Consider the following 7,385-nt stretch of genomic DNA (forward strand, 5'->3'; position numbering starts at 1 on the left):
CGCCTCCGCCAACTCGGAGGAAAGGGGAAGCACCTACAAGGACTTGACTCAGACCGCCGCTCTCTAGCACTTGACAACCGTCCCTACATCCGCTATATTGAACAGCAATTACATTACAACCACTGTCACGCTCGCAGCGATGACGGGGAGTAGTAAGTGCGCCGGAGGTTACAGAAAGCCGGTGGTGGCTGCGAACCGGCACCCAGGGCACGCCGAACTCGCCCCAGAGCTGATTGTTTCTTCCCATTCCCTCCCTGGGTTCTCTGACCGGTCGGGCGCCGGGGTGGGCAGCAAGAAGAAACTGAGGTCGCCGTCGTGAGGCGGCGACGAAGTCAGGGTGGTACCGCGGGAGCATTGAGCCTCTCGCCCCTGGTAGTCCAGAACTCGCCTGGACTGCTGGGGCGGGAGGCTTTCGTTTTGGCGGCCGGGCGGGGGAGCAGCATTATCAGAGGCAGGTGATAGAGCTTGGACCAGATATGCATATTCGACACAACACTCAGGGATGGAGAACAGACCCCAGGTGTGAACTTCAACGTTCAGGAGAAACTCGAGATCGCCATGCAGCTCGAGCGGCTTCAGGTGGATGTCATAGAAGCCGGGTTCCCCGTCGCCTCCCCCGGGGACTTCGCTGCAGTCCAGGCAGTGGCGGCAGAAGTTCGCGGTCCTGTCATCGCCGCGCTTGCGAGGGCCACCGATAAGGATATCGCCCGGGCATGGGAGGCTGTCAGAGGGGCGGCGAAACCAAGGATCCACACGTTCATAGCTACCTCTCCCGTGCACATGCAGTTCAAGTTGCGCAGGAAACCCGAGGAAGTGCTCAGGGCGGCGTGGGAGGCTACGGTGTATGCGAAGAGCCTTACTCCCGATGTAGAGTTCTCCGCAGAGGACGCGACCAGGAGCGATCCGGGGTTCCTTGTTGAAGTGTTCGCGGCGGTTATCGAGGCGGGGGCGACAGTCATCAACATCCCTGATACGGTCGGATACGCCATCCCTGACGAGTTCGCCAGGCTCATAGCCTACATCCGCTCCCATACGCCGGGAATCGATCGGGTAGTCATCAGCGTCCACTGCCATAACGACCTCGGGCTTGCTGTGGCGAACACCCTGGCTGCCATGGGAAACGGGGCAACTCAAGCCGAAGTCACCATGAACGGACTCGGCGAGAGGGCGGGGAACGCGGCACTGGAAGAGCTGGTCATGGCCGTTCGAACCAGACGCGACCATCTGGGGGTCGAGACTGGGATCCGGACCGAGCATATCTACCGCACAAGTAGGCTCGTGAGCACTCTTGCAGGCGTACCTGTGCAGGCCAACAAGGCTGTGGTTGGCGACAACGCGTTCGCGCATGAGTCCGGGATACACCAGGACGGGTTCCTCAAGGAGCGTACTACCTACGAGATAATGACACCAGAGTCCGTGGGGTTGACCCAGAGCAAGCTGGTTCTGGGCAAGCACTCCGGGAGGCACGCGTTCCGGGAGAGGCTGCGCGAACTCGGGTACACCCTGAGTGACGAGGAGATGCAGAAGGCGTTCGAGCGCTTCATCGAACTCGCTGACAGGAAGAAGCACGTTTCCGACAGGGACATCGAGGCCATCGTGAGTGATGAGATAGTGGCGGTTCCCGCAGCGTTCACCCTAGATTACCTGTGTGTCACGAGCGGCAACGCCACTGTGCCGACAGCCACCGTCCGAATCACGACAGATGACGGATCAGTCCAGCAGGCTGCGTGCGGGGACGGCCCTGTTGACGCAGTCTACCGTGCGATAGACGCAGCCACCGGGATTCCGGTCCACCTTGTCTCCTATTCGATCCAGGGGGTGACCGGCGGGCGGGATGCGCTCGGCGAGGTGACCGTCAGGATTCAGGATAACGGAAACACGGCGAGCGGCAGAGGGACCAGCACTGACATAATCGAGGCCAGCGCGAGGGCCTATCTTCAGGCCATTAACCGGCTAGTTCACGAGATCCGAGAGAAGAAAGCGAAAGGAGCGCATGACCGTGGGTATGACGATCACCGAGAAGATCCTGGCCGTGCATGCTGAGCGGGACTCAGTGAAGCCGGGTGAACTTGTGTCAGTGAAGGTGGACATGGTACTCGGGAATGACATCACTGCCCCTGTTGCGATAGACCAGTTTCGAAAGACAGGAGCGAAGGAGGTATTCGATCCGGACAGGATCGCTCTCGTCCCCGACCATTTTGCGCCGAACAGGGATATTGCGTCCGCGGAACAGTGCGCAAGGCAAAGGGATTTCGCCCGGGAGCAGAACATCCGCCACTACTTCGAAGTGGGCAGGATGGGGATAGAACACTGCCTCCTGCCGGAGAAAGGCCTTGTGGGGCCGGGCGAAGTGATAATCGGTGCGGACTCCCATACGTGCACCTACGGAGCACTCGGTGCCTTCGCAACCGGTGTCGGAAGCACCGATATGGCGGCTGCCATGGCTCTCGGAGAGACCTGGCTACGCGTCCCTGAGACCATGAAGTTCGTGTACAAGGGCACGCTGGGGAAATGGGTGATGGGGAAGGATCTCATTCTCAACACTATCGGCGAGATAGGAGTCGATGGAGCACTCTACCGTGCCATGGAGTTTACCGGGGAGGCCATCCGGAGCCTCTCGATGGATAGCAGATTCACAATGGCCAACATGGCGGTGGAGGCTGGTGCCAAGAACGGGATCATAGAGCCGGACGAAACGACCATGGATTACGTGAGGCAGCGGTCAGACAGTGACTACGGGCTTTTCAAGAGTGACCCGGATGCAGAGTACACCGCAGTTTTCGAGTTCGACGTGACCGGAATGGAGCCTCAGGTGGCCTTTCCTCACTCCCCTGAGAACACGAGACCCATCTCGGGAGTGGGGACAATCCGGATAGACCAGGCCGTCATAGGCTCTTGCACAAACGGGCGCATGGAGGACATCAGGATTGCGGCCGAGGTCATGCGGGGGCGGCGGGTCCATCCCCATGTAAGGTGCCTCATATTCCCCGGGACGCAAGCCATATACCTGCAGGCGGTCAGGGAAGGTCTTGTGGAGGTCTTCATCGAGGCTGGTGCGATGGTGTCCGGCCCTACCTGCGGGCCTTGCCTCGGAGGTCACATGGGTGTGTTGAGCCGCGGGGAGCGGTGCATATCCACCACCAATCGGAACTTCGTTGGGAGGATGGGCCACCCAGAGAGTGAGGTATTCCTTGCGAACCCGGCAATTGCGGCAGCGTCAGCGATACTTGGGCGCATTGCGAGCCCTGAAGAACTCTGAGAGATACAGGCGAGGTGACGTGTCTTGGCTTTCAGGGGCACTGTGTGGAAGTTCGGAGACAACGTGGATACAGATGTGATCATACCGGCGCGCTATTTGAACTCTTCCGACCCCGCGCACCTGGCAAGACACTGCATGGAAGATGCTGACCCGGGGTTCGCTCCCCGGGTCAAACCGGGAGATATCGTGGTGGGTGGCAAGAACTTCGGGTGCGGGAGTTCCAGGGAGCACGCACCCATGGCCATCAGAGCTGTGGGGATCTCATGCGTGATCGCAGAGTCCTTCGCCCGGATCTTCTATCGGAACTCCATAAACATAGGCTTGCCTGTGCTGGAGGCCCCCGAAGCTGCCCGGGATGCGCAGCCCGGGGACACCCTAGAGGTCGACGTGGACCAGGGAGCAATCCGCAACGTGACTCAAAGAAAGGAATACCGGTCCGCCTCCTATCCGGAGTTCGTGCAGGAGATAATCAGAGCGGGCGGGCTGATCGAATACGTCAAGACGAGATTGATCAAGGAAGGGCGGGCCGACCGAAATGAATGAGTCCACGCGGATCGCCCTTCTCTCCGGCGATGGAATCGGGCCTGAGGTAGTCCGCGAGGCGGTCCGGGCACTCGAAACAGTCGGAGAAGTCTTCGGGCACAAGTTCCAGTTCATGACAGGCCTAATCGGCGGGGCCGCGATTGATGCTGCCGGGACTCCACTTCCCAGGGAGACCCTGGAATTGTGCCGTAGTTCCCGGTCTGTGATCCTGGGTGCTGTGGGAGGGCCGAGGTGGGAGGGTCTGCCCGGCCCCGAGCGGCCCGAAGCGGGCCTGCTCGGCTTGCGCAAGGGCCTTGGCGTATTCGCCAACCTCAGGCCCGTCAGGGTCCTCCCGTGCATGGCGGAGGCTTCGACGCTCAAACGTGAGACAGTGCAAGGAGTGGACCTCGTGGTGGTCAGGGAACTGACCGGTGGTCTCTATTTCGGCACCCCTCGAGGACGGTCCGGTGAAGGACCGCACACCTCTGCAGTGGACACCATGGTCTACTCCCGGCACGAAATTGAGAGGGTCGCAAGGGTCGCATTCAATCTTGCAGCGGGGCGGAGGAAGACCGTGACTTCTGTCGACAAAGCAAACGTCCTCGAGTGTTCACGGCTCTGGCGCGAAGTCGTGCAGGCTGTGGCGGCGGAGTATCCCGGAGTCCAGCTGAGCCACATGTACGTCGACAACATGGCCATGCAACTTGTCCGCAACCCGAGGCAGTTCGATGTGGTGCTCACGGAGAACATGTTCGGCGACATACTCAGCGACGAGGCTGCGATGCTGCCAGGATCCCTGGGGATGCTCCCCTCAGCGAGCCTCGGCCTGTCCGGGCCAGGCCTCTACGAGCCGATCCACGGCTCCGCGCCGGATATCGCGGGGCGGGGAGTGGCGAACCCGATTGCCGCGATCCTGTCTGCCGCGATGCTCCTCAGGCACTCCCTTTGTCTCATCAATGAGGCCCGGGCGGTGGAACACGCAGTAGAACGTGTTCTGAACATGGGCTACCGAACCCCTGACATCTGGCACGAAGGTGCGACGCAGGTTGGCACTGAGGGAATGGGTAGTCTGATCGCCCGAGAGATCGAGCGGATGGCACCTTCTCTTTGAGGACATCAAAATGACACCGCTCGGGCATCTCTCGCCGCCTCGGTCAGCTCAGGAGCGCTGTTATAGAACCCATCGCCTCTTGACATTCGCAAGCGATCCTGCGAACAGAAGCGCTGTCATCGCAGATAGAACTGAAAGGCTGACTCCGAAAGGTATCGATCCGCTCCCCGTGATAGCTGAACGCGCCAGGTCAACACCATAGGTCGGGGGCAAGATGAATGACAACGGGCGTACATACCACGGGAGATCGCCCAAAGGAACGAACAGGCCGCAGAGGAATATCATGGGGAATCTGAAGAAGTTGGAAAAGGTTTGAGCCTCGAACACCTCGCTCACCGAAACCGCGATGAATAAGGCGAGAAGCGTTGATGTCACTGCGGTGAATAACACGGCGGCAAACAGAGTGCCCCAATGGATTCCACCTAGATTCGTGACAAACAGCGCGAAGAGCATTGGCACGAAAGCGTTTGCGACCCCGAACAGTATGGCGCCGGACGTCTTGGCGAGTATCAGAAGGGTGAGCGATATAGGGGCGAGAAGCAGTCTGTTGAAAGAGGCACTGCGACGTTCGAAGGTTATGGTGACGGAAAGCATTGATGTAGTCCCGAACAGGACGGACATGATCATCACCCCCGGAAGGATGGATCGCACATCCACGGGTGTGGATGACCTCATGAAGAACGCCAGGGTCCACGCAACAGGGAAGATGATTCCCCAGCTGATGTTGGGGGGTTTGAGATAGTACGTGGTCATGTCTTTCCGAAGGATGCTCCAGAACGCGATCCAGGCCGTCATTTGCGTCTTCCCTCTTTTTCCTTGCTCATCTCTGCCGAGTCGATATTGGTGAGGGTAACAAACGCGCTCTCGAGTGTCGGCTTCACAAGGCGAGCCTCAAGGACCTTTGTCCCTCTGTCGTGCAACCACGCCACAACAGGGAATACGTCCATCTCATGCGCAGAATGAAGCCGCACGCTTTCCTCACCTGCTTTCTCGACGGTGACCTCTGGAAACGTATGGACCATCTCATCTAGGAGGGCAGCGATAGGACCTCCAACCGATATCTGGATGATGGTCTCGTGTTGGCAGGCTGCAATCAACTCCTGCGGTGTTCCTATCCTCACTATTCTCCCTTTGACAATTAGCGCGATCCTGTGGCACAAGCGCTCGGCCTCTTCGATGTAGTGCGTGGTAAGAAGAATCACGACCCCGGCGGCGTTGAGCTCCTGGAGAAGCCGGCGGATCTGACGAGCACTTGCAACGTCAATACCGGTTGTGGGTTCATCCAGAAACAGGATTTTCGGGCGATGCATGATGGCGGCCGCGATCGTGAGCTTCCGCTTCATGCCTCTCGAATAGGCTTTGAAGGCCTTGCTCGCGGCTTCTGTGAGCCCAAACTGCCTCAAGAGCTCCTGAGCCCTTGCCTCGCGGTCACGCCGTGTCATCCCGTAAAGAGCGCCGCAGAAACACAAGTTCTCAAAGCCGCTGAGCTCGTCGTAGAGATTGCTCTCATCGGGGACTACTCCTATGATGGCCTTTATCTTGTTCATGTCCTGATTCGCATCATACCCGGCAATGGAGACTGAGCCGCTGGTGATACGCGCGAGGCCTATCAGCATGTTGATCGTGCTCGTCTTCCCCGCGCCGTTCGGGCCGAGGAGCCCAAAGACCTCACCTGGGTTCACGTGAAAGTCGATCCCACGCACTGCTGTAAAACCGTTATAGTCTTTGGTGAGGCCTCGAACGTCAATCATGCGTGCACCGGCCTTTCCCCTGTGAAGTATCGTGAATAGAGGCCGCCGCTGGCCGTGGCGGCCTCGAACCTGGGTTTCCCGACTGAGTTGCGGTTACTTTTTCTGACCGCTTCCGTGCTGTTCGCCTTCTTTGGCGCACGGATGGTCCGGTGTCTCACCGTGGCACTCTTTCACCTGTTCAGGCGAGCAGTCTCCTGGGTTGCCCCTGAGTCTTTCCGGGTGCTCGCATTTGCACTTACACATCTTCGCACAGCTCCTTCCTCGACTGATTATCATCGTGATCCACGGGACTGTCTCCACATCTGCAGCAAGAGTGTTCAGGCTCCGACGCGATTCTCTCGAGCTCGTGGGAGATTTGCCTGAGCGCGTTCCTGTTGACGCTGTAATGTGTCCAGTAGCCCTTCTTCTCACCTCTGACCAGCCCTGCCTCGCGGAGGATCTTGAGATGCTGTGAGACAGCGCTCTCCGACACATCCAGGTGCTTGGCGAGCGAAGTGACACAGGAGGGGTGAGCAAGGAGGACCTCAAGTATTCGGAATCGAGTTGCATCTCCGAGGGACTTCATTGCTTCAAGCAGATTAACCATTTCGCACATCCCTAGGCAAGTCGTCTCAAAGCAGATTATATATGACTTAATTATATAAGTCAATACTAATGTGGATGAGTGCCCCGGCATTATGACTGGGGCAACTTGCGGAGAGAAGAAGGGTTTTCTGGACGCACGGAGAAGCACAGGAACAAA

At 58.7% G+C, this 7,385-nt stretch carries 7 protein-coding genes; 4 read left to right on the forward strand and 3 right to left on the reverse strand.

Translation table 11 applies throughout. The features are described from left to right. Nucleotides 1–465 precede the first annotated feature (465 nt). From NUW23_14360 to leuB, 4 genes are read left to right on the forward strand one after another with little or no spacing between them, the layout of a single operon-like run. Nucleotides 466–2,043 (forward strand): 2-isopropylmalate synthase, encoded by a 1,578-nt coding sequence (locus NUW23_14360; GenBank protein ID MCR4427343.1) that lies wholly within the window; start codon nt 466–468, stop codon nt 2,041–2,043. Continuing rightward, nucleotides 2,000–3,259: a 3-isopropylmalate dehydratase large subunit gene (gene leuC, locus NUW23_14365; protein ID MCR4427344.1), complete on the forward strand. Its 1,260-nt coding sequence runs from the start codon at nt 2,000–2,002 to the stop codon at nt 3,257–3,259. Before NUW23_14360 ends, leuC begins: the two co-directional genes overlap by 44 nt. A gap of 24 nt (nt 3,260–3,283) precedes the next feature. Continuing rightward, nucleotides 3,284–3,802: a 3-isopropylmalate dehydratase small subunit gene (gene leuD, locus NUW23_14370; GenBank protein MCR4427345.1), complete on the forward strand. Its 519-nt coding sequence runs from the start codon at nt 3,284–3,286 to the stop codon at nt 3,800–3,802. Continuing rightward, nucleotides 3,795–4,892, forward strand: a complete 1,098-nt coding sequence (gene leuB / locus NUW23_14375) for a 3-isopropylmalate dehydrogenase (GenBank protein MCR4427346.1) — start codon at nt 3,795–3,797, stop codon at nt 4,890–4,892. The genes leuD and leuB overlap by 8 nt, the downstream gene beginning before the upstream one ends. Nucleotides 4,893–4,952: 60 nt before the next feature. Here leuB and NUW23_14380 read toward each other — a convergent pair whose 3' ends face one another. The 3 genes from NUW23_14380 to NUW23_14390 all read right to left on the reverse strand — a co-directional run bounded on the left by NUW23_14380 (nt 4,953) and on the right by NUW23_14390 (nt 7,229). After that, nucleotides 4,953–5,687 (reverse strand): ABC transporter permease, encoded by a 735-nt coding sequence (locus NUW23_14380; GenBank protein MCR4427347.1) that lies wholly within the window; start codon nt 5,685–5,687, stop codon nt 4,953–4,955. Then, the gene (locus NUW23_14385) at nt 5,684–6,643 is read right to left on the reverse strand and encodes an ABC transporter ATP-binding protein (GenBank protein ID MCR4427348.1); all 960 of its coding nucleotides are present in this window, start codon (nt 6,641–6,643) and stop codon (nt 5,684–5,686) included. Before NUW23_14385 ends, NUW23_14380 begins: the two co-directional genes overlap by 4 nt. Before the next feature lie 235 nt (nt 6,644–6,878). Then, nucleotides 6,879–7,229 (reverse strand): metalloregulator ArsR/SmtB family transcription factor, encoded by a 351-nt coding sequence (locus tag NUW23_14390; GenBank protein MCR4427349.1) that lies wholly within the window; start codon nt 7,227–7,229, stop codon nt 6,879–6,881. Between the last annotated feature and the right edge of the window lie 156 nt (nt 7,230–7,385).

The organism is Bacillota bacterium, assembly GCA_024655925.1.
In the GTDB taxonomy this organism is placed as follows: Bacteria; Bacillota; DTU025; order DTU025; family JANLFS01; genus JANLFS01.